Origin of the sequence: Micromonospora sp. 15K316 (assembly GCF_004348525.1) — a bacterium.
Lineage (GTDB): Bacteria > Actinomycetota > Actinomycetes > Mycobacteriales > Micromonosporaceae > Micromonospora.
In genome coordinates this window covers 77,515-95,153 of sequence record NZ_SMKG01000001.1, presented here as the reverse complement: position 1 = coordinate 95,153, position 17,639 = coordinate 77,515, and the positions used below count along the sequence as shown (strand labels likewise).

12 protein-coding genes are annotated in these 17,639 nt (G+C 71.1%); 1 reads left to right on the top strand and 11 read right to left on the bottom strand.

Annotation, left to right across the window (positions count from 1 at the left end):
• Positions 1-78 precede the first annotated feature (78 nt).
• From araA to E1211_RS00385, 8 genes are all read right to left on the bottom strand, one after another.
• Positions 79-1,584, bottom strand: a complete 1,506-nt coding sequence (gene araA, locus E1211_RS00420) for an L-arabinose isomerase (RefSeq protein WP_132344127.1) — start codon at positions 1,582-1,584, stop codon at positions 79-81.
• A gap of 16 nt (positions 1,585-1,600) precedes the next feature.
• Complete coding sequence (gene yjfF, locus E1211_RS00415) at positions 1,601-2,611, bottom strand: galactofuranose ABC transporter, permease protein YjfF (protein WP_132344125.1); 1,011 nt, start codon at positions 2,609-2,611, stop codon at positions 1,601-1,603.
• A complete protein-coding gene (locus tag E1211_RS00410; protein ID WP_132344123.1) occupies positions 2,608-3,681 on the bottom strand; it encodes an ABC transporter permease in 1,074 nt (357 codons plus the stop codon). The genes yjfF and E1211_RS00410 overlap by 4 nt, the downstream gene beginning before the upstream one ends.
• A gap of 76 nt (positions 3,682-3,757) precedes the next feature.
• Positions 3,758-5,302 (bottom strand): sugar ABC transporter ATP-binding protein, encoded by a 1,545-nt coding sequence (locus E1211_RS00405; protein WP_132344121.1) that lies wholly within the window; start codon positions 5,300-5,302, stop codon positions 3,758-3,760.
• 189 nt (positions 5,303-5,491) lie between these two features.
• The gene (locus tag E1211_RS00400; protein ID WP_132344119.1) at positions 5,492-6,499 is read right to left on the bottom strand and encodes an ABC transporter substrate-binding protein; all 1,008 of its coding nucleotides are present in this window, start codon (positions 6,497-6,499) and stop codon (positions 5,492-5,494) included.
• 150 nt (positions 6,500-6,649) lie between these two features.
• Positions 6,650-7,348, bottom strand: coding sequence for an L-ribulose-5-phosphate 4-epimerase (locus tag E1211_RS00395; protein WP_243709244.1), 699 nt, complete (start codon positions 7,346-7,348; stop codon positions 6,650-6,652).
• Positions 7,345-9,042, bottom strand: a complete 1,698-nt coding sequence (gene araB / locus E1211_RS00390; RefSeq protein ID WP_132344117.1) for a ribulokinase — start codon at positions 9,040-9,042, stop codon at positions 7,345-7,347. Before araB ends, E1211_RS00395 begins: the two co-directional genes overlap by 4 nt.
• A gap of 345 nt (positions 9,043-9,387) precedes the next feature.
• Positions 9,388-12,483 carry a beta-L-arabinofuranosidase domain-containing protein gene (locus E1211_RS00385; protein ID WP_243709243.1) on the bottom strand — a complete coding sequence of 1,032 codons (3,096 nt, stop codon included), beginning with the start codon at positions 12,481-12,483 and terminating at the stop codon, positions 9,388-9,390.
• A 606-nt stretch (positions 12,484-13,089) separates the two neighbouring features.
• On the opposite strand from E1211_RS00385, the gene E1211_RS00380 reads away from it, so the two are divergent.
• Positions 13,090-14,280 carry a cytochrome P450 gene (locus E1211_RS00380; RefSeq protein ID WP_132344115.1) on the top strand — a complete coding sequence of 397 codons (1,191 nt, stop codon included), beginning with the start codon at positions 13,090-13,092 and terminating at the stop codon, positions 14,278-14,280.
• Positions 14,281-14,310: 30 nt separating this feature from the next.
• On the opposite strand, the gene E1211_RS00375 is transcribed toward E1211_RS00380, so the two are convergent.
• The 3 genes from E1211_RS00375 to E1211_RS00365 form a co-directional block, all read right to left on the bottom strand.
• A complete protein-coding gene (locus E1211_RS00375) occupies positions 14,311-15,300 on the bottom strand; it encodes a LacI family DNA-binding transcriptional regulator (RefSeq protein WP_132344310.1) in 990 nt (329 codons plus the stop codon).
• Between the two features lie 250 nt (positions 15,301-15,550).
• Positions 15,551-16,621 (bottom strand): LacI family DNA-binding transcriptional regulator, encoded by a 1,071-nt coding sequence (locus E1211_RS00370; protein ID WP_132344113.1) that lies wholly within the window; start codon positions 16,619-16,621, stop codon positions 15,551-15,553.
• 367 nt (positions 16,622-16,988) lie between these two features.
• Positions 16,989-17,633, bottom strand: a complete 645-nt coding sequence (locus tag E1211_RS00365) for a TetR/AcrR family transcriptional regulator (RefSeq protein WP_132344111.1) — start codon at positions 17,631-17,633, stop codon at positions 16,989-16,991.
• Positions 17,634-17,639 lie beyond the last annotated feature (6 nt).

Sequence of the window (17,639 nt, the reverse complement as noted above, 5' to 3'; positions counted from 1 at the left end):
CTCCTGCCAGGGGCGGAACCGTCGGTGCGCCCCCGTCACGGGGGCGCACCGACGGGCGATCGACGGCAGCGGATCCGCTCAGAAACCCTTCGCCAGCCGGTAGTAGGCCTGGTTCCAGCGGATCTCGTTCGCCAGCTGCCGAGGGGTCGTCCCCGCGTCGATGACGAGGAGCTCGGTGCCGGTCATCTCGGCGAGGTCGTGCAGCTCCTCGGTGCCGACGGCCTGCGAGAGGACCGTGTGGTGCGGCGCACCGGCGGTGAGCCACGCCTCCGCGGAGGTGGCGAGATCCGGGCGGGGCCGCCACACCGCACGGGCGACCGGCAGCTTCGGCAGCGGCTGCGTCGGGGCCACGACGTCGATCTCGTTGGCCACCAGGCGGAACCGGTCGCCCATGTCGGCCAGCCCCAGCACCACACCCGGACCCGGCTGGGCGTCGAAGACCAGCCGTACCGGGTCCTCGCGTCCGCCGATGCCCAGCGGGTGGATCTCCACGTTCGGCGTCCCGGCGGCGATGCTCGGGCAGACCTCGAGCATGTGGGCGCCGAGCACGACCTCCTGCCCGGGGGTGAGGTCGTAGGTGTAGTCCTCCATGAAGGAGGTGCCGCCGCTGGTGCCCACCGACATGGCCTTGAGCGTGTGCACGAGCACCGAGGTCTTCCAGTCGCCCTCGCCGCCGAACCCGTAGCCGTCGGCCATCAGCCGCTGCACGGCGATGCCGGGCAGCTGCCGGAGCCCGCCGAGATCCTCGAAGTTCGTGGTGAAGGCCCCGAAGCCGCCGTCGGTGAGGAACTGCCGCAGCCCGGCCTCGATGCGGGCCGCGTAGCGGAGCGAGTCGTGCCGGTCGCCGCCAGGCCGCAGCACGGCGTCGAGACGGTAACCGTCCTCGTACTCCTTCACCAGCTCCTCGATCCGGGCGTCGGCGACCGCGTCGACGGCGGCGACCAGGTCGTTCACCCCGTACGTGTTGACCGAGACACCGAAGCGCAGCTCCGCCTCGACCTTGTCGCCCTCGGTGACCGCCACGTCGCGCATGTTGTCGCCGAAGCGGGCCAGCCGCAGCGACCGCATCGCCGTGTACCCGACGGCGGCCCGGGTCCACGCCGCGATCCGCGAGACGACCTGCGGGTTGCTGACGTGCCCGGCGACCGTCTTGCGGGCGACCCCGAGCCGGGTCTGCACGAACCCGAACTCGCGGTCGCCGTGCGCGGCCTGGTTCAGGTTCATGAAGTCCATGTCGATCTCGGACCAGGGCAGCGCGACGTTCGCCTGGGTGTGCAGGTGCAGCAGGGGCGTGCGCAGGGCGTCCAGACCGGAGATCCACATCTTCGCCGGCGAGAAGGTGTGCATCCAGGCGATCACCCCGACGGCGCCCTGGACGGCCGCGTCGCGGCAGACCGCCAGGATCTCCGCGCTGGAGGTCAGCACGGGCTTCCAGACCACCCGGGCCGGGATGGCCGGATCGGCGTCGAGCTGCGCGGCGATCTGCTGCGACTGGGCGGCCACCTGCTGCAGCGTCTCCGGGCCGTAGAGCCCCTGGCTGCCGGTGAGGAACCAGACCTCGGGGGCCGGTGATGGGCGAGTCATGCGGTTTGCCTTCCGATCAGCGAGTGGAGAGCGACTTCTTGCGGAAGCCGAGGAGCCGTTGGAGCACGATGAACGCGAACAGCAACCCACCGATCACGATCTTGGTCCACCAGGAGTTCAGGGTGCCGTCGAAGGTGATCAGGGTCTGGATCACGCCGAGCACCAGCACACCGAGCACGGTGCCCAGGACGTAGCCGGCGCCGCCGGTGAGCAGGGTGCCGCCGATGACCACGGCGGCGATCGCGTCCAGCTCCATGCCGACGGCGATCAGCGGGGCCCCGGAGAGGGTGTAGAAGGACAGCAGGATGCCGCCGATGGCCGAGCAGAGCCCGCTGATGGTGTAGACGGCGATCCGGGTACGGCCCACCGGCAGGCCCATCAGCAGCGCGGACTGCGGGTTGCCGCCGATCGCGTACACGTTGCGCCCCAGCCGGGTGTACGCCAGCGTGTACGCGGCCACCGCGACCACCGCGACCGTGATGAGAACGCCGACGGTCAGGAAGTTCTCGCCGATGCGGATCCGTTCCTGGGCCGCGCTGGTCCAGAAGCCGTCGGTGATGGGGATCGACGACGAGCTGATCCAGGTGCAGAGGCCGCGGGCGAAGAACATCCCGGCCAGGGTGACGATGAAGGGCTGGATCTCGAAGAAGTGGATGACGCAGCCCATCACGAACCCGAGCGTCGGGCCGATAAGCAGCGCGATCAGCAGGACGAGCGCGGGCGGAAGTCCGTCGCGCAGCAGCGCGGCCGACACCATCGCGGTCATCGCCACCACCGAGCCGACCGACAGGTCGATGCCGCCGGTCAGGATCACGAAGGTCATGCCGACCGCGACGACGAGCAGGAACCCGTTGTCGATGAAGACGTTGAAGACGACCTGGATGTTCGAGAACGCCTGGTACTGCGAGACGCCGATGCCGTACATGACCAGGAGCAGGGCGAGGCTGACCAGCACCGGTAGCTGCCGGCGTGGCAGCCGCCACCGTGTCGTCCGGTCCGGTCGCTCGACCAGTTGGCTGGTGCTCATGCCGCCACCTGCTCCTTCCGCTGCTCGCCGGTCGGGGCCGTCGGCCCCCCTGTGGTGGCCCGCCGCCGCCGGAACTTGGCGCGGAAGGCGGGTGCCTGGACGAGGCACACCGCGATCACGACCATCGCCTTGAACAGCAGGGCGGTCTGCGGGTCGATGTTCATGGCGTAGACGGACGTGGTCAGGGTCTGGATGAGCAGCGCGCCGACGATCGTGCCGCCGAGGTAGAACCGGCCGCCGGCCAGTGACGTCCCGCCGATGACCACGGCGAGGATCGCGTCGAGCTCGACCCAGAGGCCGGCCGCGTTGCCGTCTGCGCTGGAGACGTTCGCGGTCATCATGAAGCCCGCGACGGCGGCGCACGCGGCACTCACCACATAGGCGAGGAGGGTGATCCGCCGGGCCCGGATCCCCGCCAGCCGGCTGGCCTCCGCGTTGCCACCGACCGCCTCGACGATCATCCCGAGGGCGGTGCGGCGGGTGAGCACGGCCACGAGCAGGGTCACCGCCAGGGCGAGGACGATCGCGAACGGCAGGGTCAGCACGTGCCCGACCCCGATCATCCGGTAGGGGTCACTGTTGATGGTGATGATCTGGCCCGAGGTGATCAACTGGGCCAGGCCCCGCCCCGCGACCATCAGGATCAGGGTGGCGATGATCGGTTGAATGCCGATCACCGCGACGAGTGTGCCGTTCCAGAGGCCGAGCAGCAGCGACACCCCGAACGCCATCGCCAGCGCGACCAGCACGCCGCCGAGGCTGTTCTGGTCCGGCTGCCGGCTGATGTGCAGGCAGGCCACCGCGCCGCTGACCGCGACGACGGAGCCGACGGAGAGGTCGATCCCGCCGGTGGCGATCACGAGCGTCATGCCCAGGGCGACCAGGATGAGCGGAGCGCTGAGCCGCACGATGTCGACGAGGCTGCCGTAGAGGTGACCGTTCTTGATCTCGACGGTCAGGAAGCTGGGCCGGTAGATCGCGTTCGCCGCCACCAGCAGCACGAGAACCACCACGGGCCAGAAGAGCCGGTGACCGGTGACGGCCGGGAGGCGTGTTCGCCAGCCGCTCATGCGCGTATCCCCTTCCCCGCGACGCTGTCGGGTGGTGTCGACGCGACGTGTGCCACGGCGCGTGCGCTGCGTTCACTCATTGCCTCGTCCCGTCCTTCTGCTCCGCTCCGCCGGCGATGACACGCATGACGCGGTCGGCGTCGAGGTCGTCGTCGTTGGCGAGCTCGGTGACCAGCTGCCGGTCCCGCATCACGGCGACCTTGTGGCTGAGCCGCAGCACCTCCTCCAGCTCGGCGGAGATGAACAGCACCGCCATGCCGCCGTCGGAGAGCTGCACCACCAGGCGTTGGATCTCCGCCTTCGCGCCGACGTCGATGCCCCGCGTCGGCTCGTCGAGGATCAGCAGCCGCGGCTCCGTGATCAGCCACCGGGCGAGCACGACCTTCTGCTGGTTGCCCCCGGAGAGGTTGCGCACCGGCATCTCCGGATCGGCCGGGCGGATGCTGAGCGCGTCGATGTAGCGCCGGACCAGCTCGTCCTGCCGCCGCCGCGGCACCGGCCGCAGCCAGCCGCGGGCGGCCTGCAACGCCAGGATGATGTTCTCCCGCACCGACAGCTCGCCCACCAGGCCCTCGGTGCGTCGGTTCTCCGAGCAGAACGCGATGTCGTGCTCGATGGCCGCGACCGGTCCGCGGATGGTGACGGGGCGGCCGTCCACCGCCAGCCGGCCGTGGTCGGCCCGGTCGGCGCCGAAGAAGAGGCGGGCGGCCTCGGTACGTCCCGAGCCGAGCAGCCCGGCCATGCCGACCACCTCACCGCGGTGGATGGTCAGGCTGAACGGCTCGACCGACCCGGACCTGCCGAGGCCGGTCGCCTCGACCACGGGGGTGCCCGTCTCGACGGCGGCCAGGTCCCGCCCGGCCTGCTCGTCGAGGCGCTCCAGCGCGTCGAGATCCTTGCCGATCATCTTCTCCACGAGCGCGAGCTGGGGCAGCTCCGCGGTGGGGTACTCGCCGACGAGCCGCCCGTTGCGCAGCACCGTGATCCGGTCGGCGATCTCGTACACCTGGTCGAGGAAGTGCGTGACGAAGACGATGGCGATGCCCTCGTCCCGCAGCTGGCGCATGATGCGCATCAGCTGCTTCACCTCGTCGGTGTCCAGGCTGGAGGTGGGCTCGTCGAGGATCAGCACGCGGGCCCGCACGTCGACGGCCCGGGCGATCGCCACCATCTGCTGCACGGCGAGCGACTGGTTCCCGAGCAGCTCGCCGACGTCGAGGTCCGGGTTGAGGCGGGCGAGCACCGCCGACGCGCGGCGGCGCATGTCGCGCCAGCGCACCGCGCCGAGCCGCCGCGGCTGGCGTCCGATGAAGATGTTCTCCGCCACCGAGAGGTTCGGGCAGAGGTTCACCTCCTGGTAGACGGTGCTCACCCCGGCCTCGGTGGCCTGCATCGGGCCGGAGAAGGAGACCGTCTCGCCGCCGAGGGTGATGCTGCCGCTGTCGTGGCCGTACACGCCGGTCAGCACCTTGATCAGGGTGGACTTGCCGGCGCCGTTCTCGCCCATCAGGGCGTGCACCTCGCCGGGGAAGAGGCGCAGGTCGACGCCGTCGAGGGCCCGCACCCCGGGGAAGAACTTGCTGATCGCGGTCATCGTCAGGACCGGATTCGTATCCGACATCCCACCAGACCTTTCGTGATTGTCGTCAGGCGCGCGGCCGTCGGAGGCCGCGCGGCGCTCCCGCAGCGGGGGTGCGGGGGAGAGGACGGAGTGGCCGGGCCGGCGGTGCTGTGGACACCGCCGGCCCGCTCCCTCGCGCCGGGCGACCGCTCGCCGCGAGGCACGACACTGCCCGAGGGCTCCGGCCCGTCAGTACTTACGGTTGGGCAGGGCCTCCTTGGCCGTCTGCTGGGTGAAGGTGGTCTCCTCGGTCTCGATGCGCGCGGGGACCTCCTCGCCGGCGTGCACCTTCTTGGCCAGGTCCATCAGCTGGGGGCCGAGCAGCGGGCTGCACTCCGCGATGAAGTTGAACTTGCCGTCGGCCAGGGCCTGCATGCCGTCCTTGACCGCGTCGATCGTGATGATCTTGATGTCCTTGCCGGGCACCTTGCCGGCGGCCGTGATCGCCTCGAGCGCGCCCAGGCCCATGTCGTCGTTGTGCGCGAAGAGCACGTCGATCTTCGGGTTGGCCTTGAGGAACTGCTCCATCACGGCCTTGCCGCCGGCCCGGGTGAAATCGCCGCTCTGCGAAGCGATGATCTTCAGGTTCGGGTTGGCGGCGATCGCCTCCCCGAAGCCCTTCTTCCGGTCGTTGGCCGGCGCCGAGCCCGTGGTGCCCTGCAGCTCCACGATGTTCACCGGACCGGTCGCGGACTTGGTCTCCTCGAGCAGCCACTCGGCGGAGAGCCGGCCCTCCTTCACGAAGTCCGAGCCGAGGAAGGTCTTGTAGAGCGTCTTGTCGGCCGAGTCGACGGCCCGGTCGGTCAGGATGACCGGGATCTGCGCGTCCTTGGCCTCCTTGAGCACGGTGTCCCAGCCCGACTCCACCACCGGCGAGAAGGCGATCACGTCGACCTTCTGCTGGATGAAGTTGCGGATGGCCCGGATCTGGTTCTCCTGCTTCTGCTGGGCGTCGTCGAACTTCAGCTCGATCCCGGCCTCGGCCGCGGCCTCCTTGACCGAGGTCGTGTTCGCGGTACGCCAGCCGCTCTCCGCGCCGACCTGCGAGAACCCGAGAACGATCTTGTCGTCGCCGGCCGCGCCACCGGCGTCGCCGGTGTCGCTGTTGGCGCACGCGGTCAGCCCGGTCGCGAGCAGCCCGGCGGCCAGGACGGCGCCGAAGCCGCGGCGGGTGAGGGTGTTGCCCGTGATTCGCATGTGCGGACTCCTTGTCGGGGGTGAGATGGGCCTTCCTTGCGGTGCCTGCGCCGCCGGCGGGCCGCCGGGGCAGGCGATCGTGGTGCGTCACGGAGGTGCGTTCCACCTGCCGGCGCCTGGGGGAGCGAGCCGGCCGGGGTGTCGGGGGCGCTACCGGCGCGGGGACGGGACGGTGGTCTGCCCGTAGGCGTTCTGGTAGCGCGCGTGGAGCGAGTCGATGTCCTCGGCGGCGATCGGTAGCGGCTGGCCGAGCGCCCGCGCCAGGTGGGCGGTGCGGGCGACGTCCTCGCACATCACCGCCGCCTTGACGGCCGCCTTCGCGTTCGAGCCGATGGTGAAGACGCCGTGGTTGCGCATCAGCACCGCCGGCGAGCGGTGCCCGGAGAGGGTGGCCACGATGCCCTTGCCGATGTCGTCGCCGCCGATGAGTGCGAACGGCCCGACCGGGATCTCACCGCCGAACTCGTCGGCCTGCGCGGTGAGGTAGCAGGGGATCGACTCGCCGCACGCGGCCCAGGCCGTCGCGTAGCCGCTGTGGGTGTGCACGACCCCACCGACGTCGGGCATCGCCCGGTAGACGTAGGCGTGCGCGTCGGTGTCGCTCGACGGCGACAGGTCGCCCTCCACCACGACCCCGTCGAGGTCGCAGACCACCATGTTGTCGGGCCGGAGGTCGTCGTAGGAGACCCCACTCGGTTTGATCACCATCAGGTCGTGCCCCGGCACCCGCGCCGACACGTTGCCGGAGGTCCAGGCGACGAGGTTGTACCGGACCAGTTCGGCGTGCAGGGCGGCGACCGTTTCGCGCAGCCGCGCCACCGCGTCGTCCCTGCTGTGCTGTCCGCTCACGCCATCACCTCCAGAGAAAGCGCCGCCTCGCCGGCCGGCGCGGGCACGGCCGCCGAGCGGGCGGCGTTACGGATGGAGCGCAGGCGCAGCAGCACGTCGTCGCCGCCCCTGCCGAAGTGGTCGTGCAGCCGCCGGTACTCGGCGTACAGCGCGTCGTAGGCGCGGACCCGCTCCGGGTCCGGCAGGTACGCGTCGCGGATGACCCGGCCCATCGCCGCCGCGGCCGCCGGCACGTCGGCGTGGACCCCGGCGGCGACCGCCGCGTGGATCGCCGAGCCCAGCGCCGGCCCCTGCGTCGAGCCGATGATGCTCAGCGGCCGGTTGGTGACGTCCGCGTAGATCTGCATCAGCAGCCGGTTGCCGGTCAGCCCGCCCGCGACGACCAGCTCGTCCACCGGTACGCCCGCCTCGGCGAACGCCTCGATGATCATGCGGGTGCCGTACGCGGTGGATTCCAGCAGCGCCCGGTAGATGTCGGGTGGACGGGTGGCCAGGGTGAGTCCCACGATCACCCCGCTCAGGTCGTGGTTGACCAGCAGCGACCGGTTGCCGTTCCACCAGTCCAGCGCCACCAGCCCGTGTGCGCCCACCGGCTGCGCGGCGGCCTGCGCGGTCAACGACTCGTGGGAGGCGTAACCGTCGGGCGCGGCGTGCTCGACGTACCAGCCGAAGATGTCGCCCACACCGCTCTGGCCGGCCTCGTAGCCCCAGTGGCCCGCGCTGATGCCGCCGTCGACGACGCCGCACATGCCGGCCACCTCGGCCAGCTCGGTGCCGTTGACCACGTGGCAGGTGGAGGTGCCCATGATGGCGACCAGCCGGCCCGGCTCGAGCGCCTGCGCGGCCGCGGCGGTGACGTGGGCGTCCACATTGCCGACCGCCACGGCGATCCCCTCGGGCAGCCCGGTCCACGCCGCGGCCTGCGCGGTCAGCCCGCCGGCGCGCTCACCGAGCGCGACCAACGGGCCGTCGATCTTCTGCACGAAGCCGGCGAAGTCCGGGTTGAGCGCGGCGAGGTAGTCCTCGGACGGGTAGTGCCCGTCCTGGCGGAGGCCCTTGTATCCCGCCGTGCACACGTTCCGGGTCTCGACGCCGCAGAGCTGCCAGACGATCCAGTCGGCGGCCTCGATCCACCGCTCCGCCCGGGCGTAGATCTCGGGATCCTCCTCGAGCAGCTGCAAGCCCTTCGCGTACTGCCACTCGGCGGAGATCTTGCCGCCGTAGCGACCGATCCACGGCTCGCCCCGTTCGTGCGCGAGGGCGTTGATCCGGTCGGCCTGCTGCTGGGCGGCGTGGTGCTTCCAGAGCTTGACGTAGGCGTGCGGGCGGGTGCGCAGGTCGGGCAGTTCGCACAGGGGCGTGCCGTCGGCCAGCGTGGGCAGCACGGTGCAGGCGGTGAAGTCGATCCCGATGCCGACGACCTGGTCGGCGTCGACGCCGCTGGCCGCGAGGGCCGCGGGCACCGCGTTCCGCAGCACCTCGCGGTAGTCGTCGGGGTCCTGCAACGCCCAGTCGGCCGGCAGCGGTTGGCCGTCGGCGGCCAGCGCCGAGTCCATCACGCCGCTGCGGTAGGCGTGTACCGCAGTGCCCAGCTCGGCGCCGTCGCGGACGCGTACCACCAGGGCCCGCCCGGACAACGTTCCGAAGTCGACGCCGATGACGAACCGGTCGTCCGGCTCCGCCGAAACGCTCATGACATCCTCCGCTCACATCCTGGCCATAGTGTTAGCGCTCACATAAACATCCGTCAAGGCCCGGGTGGAAACATGCGGGTAACGGTCTGGCACACACCGCTGACCGGCCATGATGGCCCGCCGCACCGCCGTGGTCGAGGTGTGGACGTATCCGTGGTCGCGGGCGACGTGCTCCGAACCCGGCCGGGCCGTACCGAGGTGTGCCACCTGTTAGCGCTCACAGCCGCAGCGCGCCGACCCGGGCGGCGCGAGGTGCCGGGCACGGTCGCGGGGCGGCGGCCCGGTCGTCGACCGGACCGCCGCCCACGGGTGAGACTCTCGTGCGTCAGTCGCCGGTACGCCGGCCTACGGCTCGAGCTCCCGGTTGGCCCGGGCCGCGCCCGAGACCACCCGCGCCAACTCCACCGCCGTGAAGACCCCCGCCCGGCGGAACGACTCGGCGATGAGGGTCACCGTCGACACGAACTGACCGTGGTTGGCGAAGGGCGCCCGGTCCCACACCAGGTCGAGGAAGGTCGGGCCGTCGGTGCCGGGCGAGGTGATCCCGTCCACGGGCACGTCGTAGTTGGGCAGCCCCTCGTTGCGCTTGCGGTTCGGCACACCGGTGTCGACGGACCCGAACACGATCGTCGGCTCGACCCGGCGGAAGTACGACGAGACCGGCTGGGTGTCGCTGATGTAGTACGGACGCAATGTGAGGTCGTGCGTGGTGAAGAGCGGGTCTCCCGCCGCCGTGGTGCTCGCGTGCGTGATGGCCGAGCGGGCGTAGTCGCCGTCCCGCTTCAGCTGGCCGTAGAGGGAGAGCTCGCGGTAGGTCCCGTTCCCGGGGTTGCCGAGGATCTGGAGCAGGACCGGTCCCCAGAAGATCGACTGGGTGTCCGGACGGTCGATCGCCCGCTCGATCCGGATGCTGAACGGCATCCGGATGTCGATGGTGTCGCCGCGTCGCCAGGTACGGCTCAACGTCAGGTAGCGCCCCGGCTTGGCGTCGACCTTCTGCGCCTTGCCGTTGATCGAGACGAAGAAGCCCTTCTCCACCCAGCCCGGCACCCGCAGCTTGATGTCGAGCCGGCCGCTGCCGTTGACGGTCAGCCTGGTGTGGTCCTCCCGCGGGTAGTTCGTCTCCTGGACGACGGTGAAGCCCTTCTCCGCCCAGGTCAGCGTCGAGGCCGCGTAGAGGTTGACCCAGAGCGTCCGGCCGTCGGCGGACTTGAAGTAGATCGTCTCCTGGTACTTGGTGTGGTTCTCCAGGCCGGTCCCGCCGCAGCAGGTTCCGGTGTTGCCGTAGCTGCGGTTGGCGCCCGGGGTCAGCGGCTGGAAGTAGGTGACCTGCGGGTTGCTGACGCTCGTGCTGTCGGCGCGGGAGCCGGTGATCATGTTGATCAGGCCCCGCTCGTAGTAGTCCATGTACGCGGCGTCGTGCTCGTGCAGGAAAAGGTTGCGGGCCAGCTTGATGAGGTTGTACGTGGTGCAGGTCTCCGCGCCGCCCTGCGCCATCGCGTTCGCGATGTTGCCCCGGTTCTGGAACATCTCGATGTTGTTGTTGGAACCGGGGTAGTTCCCGCCCGTGCCGCCGTGGGCGAACATGCGGTGCGGCACGACCATCCCGAAGAAGTTCTTCGCCGCCTGGAAGTACTCCCGGTCGCCGGTGTGCTCGTAGACCCGCATGTACCCGATGAACTGCGGCACGTGCGTGTTGGCGTGCAGCCGGTCGGGCCGGCGACGACCGGGCCGGTTCGCCGGGGTCACCACGAGGATGTCGCGGTTCTGCACGCAGGCGTCGAAGAGCGACTCACGGTTGTCGAAGCACTTGGCGGTCTCCAGGTGCTTCGCGTCGCCGGTGAGCGCGTAGATCTCGGGGAACACCTCGTTCGCGCCGCCGGACTCGCCGGCGATGTAGAGGTCCCACATGTAGTTCAGGTTGTCCCGGGTGATCGGGCCCGTGTAGTCGGGGTGGTTCTTGTCCCCGACGGTCAGCGCGAGATGGGCCCAGTTGGCCATCTTCACCACCACGTCGAGCGCCTTCTGGTTGTCCGTGTGGTAGTAGGCGTCGAGCAGGCCGCGCATGATCTTGTGTTGGGTGTACCAGGGGGCCCAGGTGTTGGTGTCCTTGTTGCCGCCGTAGACCGCCCACCTCGGCGGGCCGAGGCGGAGCACGGCGTCCTCCGGAATGGCGCCCACGTAGCCGGGGTAGGTCGGGATCCACAGCTCGGTCTCGTTCCGGGTCGCCACGACGCCCGCGTCCCGGCCGTTGGGCGAGGAGTCCTTGAGGGTGGAGCCGCCCTCCTCGTCGAACCGGTACCAGGCGATCGTCCCGCCGCCGGTGGTGCCCGCCGCCGAGTCCAGCAGGGACTGGACCTCCTGCTGGCTCAGCGCCCGGTCGAAGATGTGGAACTCGTCGAGGGTCGCGTCCAGGAAGGCGTCGCCGTACTGGGACCGCCCGATCCACCGGTTCCCGGGGTTGCCGAGGTGCGACGGGTTGAGGGTCATGTTCGAGTTCGTGCCGGCCGCCCGGCCGTTCACGTAGAGCGTTCCGGTGTTCTGCGTGAGCGTGACGGCCAGGTGCACCCACTCGTTCGTGGGCAACGCCGCGTCGCCGTTGATCTGCTGCTCCCCACCGGAGCCGCCGGTCGTGATGGCGAACCGCGGGGCGTTGCCGGTGACGCCCGCACGCGCGGTCAGGAACATGTTGACTGTGGTGTTCTGGCCGAAGTCGAACACCCGGCTCCAGTTCTGGGTGGAGGCGAGGTTCACCCAGGTGGCGATCGTGAAGTCGGTGAGCTGGCTGATCGCCTCCTGCGGGAGGGTCACGTGCTGCGCCGCGCTGGGGCCGTTCAGCCGGAGCCCGCTGCCGAACCTGCCCGGCGTGCGGCCGATCTCCGGCTCCTCCGGATCGCCACCGCCCGGGCCGCCGCCGCTGCCCATCCGAGCCGTGATCGCCTCCTGACAGGCGGCGATCTCGTCGACCATCCAGTCGAGCTTGGTCTTGAAGATCGGCTCGCCCTGGTCGGCGTACGCCTGCGCCAGGCCGGTCATGAAGTGGCCGGCCCAGTGGCCGCTGAGCAGCCCGCCGTCCTCCCAGCCGCCGGGAACCGCGACGCCCGCGGGATTCGGGCGGCCGGCCTGGTTGTTGAAGAGCACCAGGAAGCGCCGCTCGTCGTACTGCCGGAGGTAGTCCTTCATCCGGTCGCGCTTCTCCTGGAGCAGGCCGTTGCCCAGCTTCACGTCGCGCAGCTGGAAGGGCCGGACCGGAGCGGTGCCGCCGGGGCCGGGATCGGGCGCGGCCGGGCCGGAGGGCGCCAGGCCGGCTGCCGGTGCGGCCTCCGGCGCCGCGGCGGCCGCTTCCGGGAGCGCGGCGACGCCGGCCACCGCGGCCGCGCCGACCGCCGAGGCCTGGAGTAGCTGACGTCGATTGACGGAGAGCTTGTCGGGTTGGGCCACTGAAGATCGTCCTTCCGCGTGGGGTGGCTGGGCAGACCACCTGGGCAGGGGTCTGCGCGGTGTCTGGATCCGCGGGACCGGTTGGTCTCTGCTCGCGTCGGCGCCGGCGGTTCGCCGGCTCGGGGCAAGTCGGGGTTCGGTCAGCTCCACGGCGATCGCCCGCACTGACACCTGTGCGGGCGGGGCGGGATCGGCACGAGGTCCGTGGCCGGTAGCGGACATCCCGCTGCGCCGCGCCTGGTCCGGGCGACCCGGGGCCGCCCGTCGTATCGGCTCTCTGGTGCACCGTCAGCCCATCGGGGCTCCTCCATCTGGGGCGTTGGCGGGATCCGTGGAAGCCGGTGTCGCAGATGGTCTCGCCCGCGGCGGCGCGCTGCCGCAGACGAGACCACCGTTGCCAGGGAGTGTGAACGTTCACTTACGCGACCGTCAATCCCTGCGCGCAAGTAAGTTCGATGTTTGACACGTTCCAGAAACGTATCTATGTTAACGCTCAACCAGCTGGTTCCGGCGGGCCCGACGGCATGTCCACACTGCTGCGAACAGTCGACGCGACGCCGCCGCGGCTGCGGTCGCCGGAGTGGACGCTCGGATCGAGGAGGCAGCGTGGCCGCCGGTTTCGACCTGTCGGAGCTGTGGGATCCGGCGGTCCGCAACGACCCGCACGGCTTCTACGACCGGGTACGCGAGGCCGGACACCCGGTGCTCCAGATCGACCCGGCGGGCAACCGGCTCTGGGTGGTGGCCGGACACGCGGACGTGCTGGCGGGCCTGCGCCACCCGGCGATCGGGCACGAGATCCACCGGCACCGCCCCGTCGCGCACCAACCCGACCGGCACCGCTCGGACGAGGTGGCCAGGATCGAGGCGCGACAGCTGATCAGCCTGGATCCGCCGGACCACACCCGGCTACGAGGGCTGGTCAGCGCCGGCTTCACGGCACGCGCGGTGGCGCGGCTCGAGCCCTGGATCCACACCCTGGCCGATCGGCTCGTCGACGACGCGCGACGGCGCGGCCGGATCGACGGCGTGGCGGACCTCGCCGACCCGGTGCCGGTGAACGTCATCGCGGAGCTCGTGGGTGTGCCCGAGCCGGACCGGTGGCAGTTCCGCGCCTGGTCCGCCGCGATCGTCTCGGCCAGCCCGGACGGTCCCAGAGCCACCGTCGAGTTCGGCGCCTACCTCGACGAACTCGCGGCGCGGCGGCGCGTCGAGCCGACCGGCGACCTGATCTCCGAGCTGGTGGCGCTGGAGGAGCAGGAGGACCGCCTCGACCGCGACGAGCTCGTGGCCCTCGTCCAACTCCTGCTCATCGCCGGGCAGGAGACCACCGTCGACCTGATCGTCAACGGAATCCGGCTCCTGCTCACCCACCCGTCACAGTGGCAGTCCCTGCGCGAGAACCCCACGCTGGCGGAGCTGGTGGTCGAGGAGACGCTCAGGTTCCGGGGACCAGTCGAGATCGTGCCGCCCCGCTTCGCCTTCCGCGACGTCGAGCTGGGCGGGGGAGTGGTGCCCGCCTTCGACCGGGTGGGGCTCTCGCTCTGGGGCGCCAACCGCGATCCGGCGGTCTTCGAGCGACCGCACGAGTTCGACATCCACCGCCCGGATGCCCGCAAGCACATCGCGTTCGGGCACGGCATCCACTTCTGCCTCGGCGCCCACCTGGCCCGGCTGGAGAGCCGGATCATGTTCGAACGGATCGCCCAGCAGCTGCCCGACCTGCGGCTCGCCGTGGATCCGGGCGACGTCGACGCGTTCCGGCTGCACCGCAACGAACTGCCGCTGCGCGTCTGAGCCGCAGGGCGGGACGCGCCGCGCCGCCGGTCAGCCGCGGGGCGGGCCGGAGCTCTCCCGCCGGACCAATTCGGGGGCCAGCAGCGTGTGCTCCCGCGGCTGACCTGCCGAGCCGATCTTGCGTAGCAGCATGTCGATGCTCCGGCGGCCCAACTCGGCGAAGTCCTGACGAACGGTGGTCAGCGGCGGCAGGAAGTACTCCGAGTCCGGCATGCCGTCGAAGCCGACGACGCTCACGTCCTCGGGCACCCGCCGCCCCGCCTCGTGCAGCGCACGCAGCACCCCCAACGCGATCTGGTCGTTGGCGCAGAAGATCGCTGTCACGTCCGGATCGGCGGCGAGCTGCCGGCCCTGCTCGTACCCCGATCGGGCGCTCCACTCCTGTGGCCGTACCGGTGGCACGACCGCGCCGGCCGCATACAGGGTGTCGCGCCAACCGTCGACCCGCTCCACCGCCTCCGGCCAGTCCGCCGGACCGGCGACGTGATGCACCGTGGCATGGCCGAGCTCCAGCAGATGCCGGGTGGCCAGCGCCGCGCCGACCCGGTTGTCGACCCGGACCGTGGGCACGCCGTCGTCGTCGCCGCCACCGCCCACCCCGACGCACGCCAGCACCGGCGACACCTGCACGAGCGCGTGGGTGACGGCCTGCTTCGGCGCGATCGCGATGATGCCCTCCACCGACTGCTGGGCGAGCCGGTCGACGGCGTCGAGCACCGACTGCCGGTCCAGGCTGCGCACCGTGGCCACGCTGACGAAGTATCCGGCGGCGCGGGCGGCGTCCTCGATCGCGTACAGCATCGACGCCGGACCGAACAGGGTGCTCTCGAAACCGACGATGCCGAGCGCCCCGGAGCGTCGGGTGACCAGCGTGCGCGCGGCGAGGTTGCGACGGTAGTTGAGCGCCTCCATGGCCTGGACGACGCGATCGCGGGTCTCCTGCCGGACGTTCGGATGGTTGTTCAGCACCCGGGAGACGGTCTGGTGCGACACCCCGGCGAGCCGCGCGACGTCCCGCATCACAGTGGCGCGGGGCCGACCCACGCTGCTGGTCCCCGCCTGACTCGGTGAGCCTCCCCGTGGCACCTGGTCCCACCTTCTGCTCGATGACACCGATCACTCTAACGGTGCGTGGCCGACCCTTCGTCGGCGTGCCTGCGACGAGCCACGGCGAGTCGGGCCGGGCCGGTGACCCCTCGGCGCCGCCGACCCTCTCACGGCCGCGCCCGGTCTGCAGCCGCCTGTGGCGGGCGTCGTCGCGGCGGCGGTGTCATGGCTGAGCCCGGTGTGCGTCCGGCTGCGGCGGGCGTCGCTGCACCGGTGGTGTCGCGGGGCCGGTGGACTCGCGGACGACCAGGCGGCAGGGTTGCCGGAGGACGCCGCGCGACGGCGTCCCGTCGAGCGCGGAGAAGAGGTGCTCGACCGCGCTCGCCCCGAGCTGCTCCAGGTCGACGTCGACGGTGGTCAGCGGCGGGCGGCAGTCGGTCGCGAAGTCCTCCCAGTTGTCGTAGCCGACGATCGCGACGTCCTCGGGAATGCGCCGGCCGAGGTCGAGCAGCGTCTGCGCGACACCTGTCGCGATCTGGTCGTTGCCGCAGAAGACCGCGTCGATGTCGGGGTCGGCGGTCAGCAGCAGGTGAGCCGCGTGGCGGCCCCACCGCTGCGACCACTCGCCGTACAACGGCTCCCGGCCGGCGAGCGGCAGCCCGTGCTCGGCCAGCACGGCGCGCAGCCCGGTGACTCGGTCGCGGGCCGCCCGGTAGCTGTGCGGCCCGGTGACGTGTGCGATCCGGCGGCGGCCCAGGGCGACGAGGTGCTCGGCGGCGAGGCGGGCGCCGCCCTCGTCGTCCGCCAGCAGGGAGACGTCGTCCGGGTCGGTGGACTCGCCGTAGACGTAGACGACCGGGACGGGGATGTCACGGGTCAGCGACGGCCGTACGTCGTTGCTGTCGCCCACCAGGATGAACCCGTCCACCCGGCGGGCGAGCAGCGTACGGATGTAGTGCTGCCGGCGGATGGCGTCGCCCCGGGCGTCGCAGAGCAGCACCGACATCTGCTCGTTGCCGAGGGCGTTCTCCGCGCCGAGCAGGATCGGGATGGAGAAACGGCCCCCGAGCTCGTCGGTGAGCAGGCCGATGGTGCGGGTGCGACCGGAGATCAGTCCCCGGGCGAGAGCGTTCGGTTGGAAGGAGAGCTCACTCGCCGCCCTGAGCACGCGTTCCCGCGTCGCCGGCGCCACCTCACCGCGGTCGTTGAGCGCCTTCGAGGCGGTGGCGACGGAGACGCCGGCTCGACGCGCGACGTCGCTCAACGTCACCGCCTGCGTGCGATGCCTTGCCATCGAAACCCTTTCGACGTGCTGTTTCGGGACCAATGCAGAGCTTAACGGTCCACAGTACGCCTTTCAGGTGGCTTGGTTGTCACCCGACAGGCCTCTTCTCGAAAAGGTTTTCGTAGACCAGGCCGGGCACGGCGTCCACTCGCCGCGTGGGCTGCGGGTGTGCGGCTCGACGCCCCGACCCGGCGACCGAACGCGGTGACCCGGTACGGCTCGCCGGACGGCGGGATCAGCGCGCCGGACGGTCCGGGCGCCGGGTGGGCCGGCGAGACGTCACCACAGGCCCGGCATCGTGCGCATGGTGAGGAGCACCGAGGCCTCCTCGAGATCGAGGTGCTCGAGGGCCGGCGGGTACGGTCGGCCGTCACGTTCAGTGAAGTCGCGGCGCTGTCGACCTTTCCTCCACGGCTTGCTTCGGCAGTGAGAGGGTGACCGATGCTGCCGGCGCGGTGGGAGAGGGGCCGCGCAGCCCGGCGAGCACGTAGCCGAGGTGTCGCCGCCAGGCGTCCGGCGCGGCCTCCCCGGCGGTGTGGATGATGCCGCGCAACGCCCAGATGGTCGCCGCGATGTCGGCGAGGGTGACGGATTGCTGGATCCCGCCGCCGCGCTGGGCGCGTTCGAGCAACTCGCCGGTTCGGGCCTCCAGTTCGGCGACGAGCTGGGCCGGCGCGAGCTCGCCCCACATGCCGTGCATGAAGCCACGCTTGCAGGCGAGCTGGTAGCCGACGGTCTCGAAGTAGACGTCGAGGCAGCGCTGTGGTGGCTCGCTCAGGGCCTGCCCGGCCAGCCCGACCAGTTGGCCGAAGAACGTGGCGAGGACCTCCCGAACCAGTGCGTCCTTGGTCGGGAAGCGCCGGTAGAGGGTGGCCGGGCTGACCTCCGCCGCGCGGGCGATCTCCTCCATGCTCGCCTCGGGCCCACGTTCGGCGAACACGCGCTCGGCGGCGTCGAGGAGGCGCCTCCGGTTGGCGGCGGCGTCCCGGCGCAGTGCGCCGGGAGCGGGTGGAGACGGCATGATCAA

What these genes read in the sequence shown, in the direction of transcription:
- araA (WP_132344127.1), bottom strand. Translation starts at nt 1,584, where the DNA reads ATGACTCGCCCATCACCGGCCCCCGAGGTCTGGTTCCTCACCGGCAGC.
- yjfF (WP_132344125.1), bottom strand. Translation starts at nt 2,611, where the DNA reads ATGAGCACCAGCCAACTGGTCGAGCGACCGGACCGGACGACACGGTGG.
- E1211_RS00410 (WP_132344123.1), bottom strand. Translation starts at nt 3,681, where the DNA reads ATGAGCGGCTGGCGAACACGCCTCCCGGCCGTCACCGGTCACCGGCTC.
- E1211_RS00405 (WP_132344121.1), bottom strand. Translation starts at nt 5,302, where the DNA reads ATGTCGGATACGAATCCGGTCCTGACGATGACCGCGATCAGCAAGTTC.
- E1211_RS00400 (WP_132344119.1), bottom strand. Translation starts at nt 6,499, where the DNA reads ATGCGAATCACGGGCAACACCCTCACCCGCCGCGGCTTCGGCGCCGTC.
- araB (WP_132344117.1), bottom strand. Translation starts at nt 9,042, where the DNA reads ATGAGCGTTTCGGCGGAGCCGGACGACCGGTTCGTCATCGGCGTCGAC.
- E1211_RS00375 (WP_132344310.1), bottom strand. Translation starts at nt 15,300, where the DNA reads ATGCGGGACGTCGCGCGGCTCGCCGGGGTGTCGCACCAGACCGTCTCC.
- E1211_RS00370 (WP_132344113.1), bottom strand. Translation starts at nt 16,621, where the DNA reads ATGGCAAGGCATCGCACGCAGGCGGTGACGTTGAGCGACGTCGCGCGT.
- E1211_RS00365 (WP_132344111.1), bottom strand. Translation starts at nt 17,633, where the DNA reads ATGCCGTCTCCACCCGCTCCCGGCGCACTGCGCCGGGACGCCGCCGCC.